Origin of the sequence: Psychrobacter sp. Sarcosine-02u-2, assembly GCF_002836335.1 — a bacterium.
GTDB lineage: Bacteria > Pseudomonadota > Gammaproteobacteria > Pseudomonadales > Moraxellaceae > Psychrobacter > Psychrobacter faecalis.
This window is the reverse complement of record NZ_PJBX01000084.1, coordinates 1-305: the sequence shown is the minus strand read 5'-3', so window position 1 is coordinate 305 and position 305 is coordinate 1. Positions and strand designations below refer to the sequence as shown.

1 protein-coding gene is annotated in these 305 nt (G+C 43.3%); it reads left to right on the top strand.

The window, feature by feature from the left end; all coding sequences use genetic code 11:
• Positions 1-305, top strand: a 305-nt coding sequence (locus CXF58_RS01365; RefSeq protein WP_145989781.1) for a transposase, incomplete at both ends; no start/stop codon positions are given.

The window sequence follows — 305 nt, the reverse complement described above, 5'->3', positions numbered from 1 at the left end:
ACCTTTATCTTGTCAGATGGCACGACCCACGACGTTAAAGTCGCACCTGACTTAGTAGACAAAGTTAATTTGAGCAACACAGAGGTTTTATGTGCCGATAAAGGCTATGATTCTGATGCACTACGAGCGCATATTGAACAAGCAGGGACACGGGATAACATCCCTCGAAAACGAAATACTCAGTCTTCTAACGACCATATGGACTGGGACTTATATAAAGCGAGGCATCTAGTAGAAAATGCTTTCGCCAAACTAAAACAGTATAGGGCGGTTGCCACCAGATTTGATAAGCTCAAGCAGAGTTA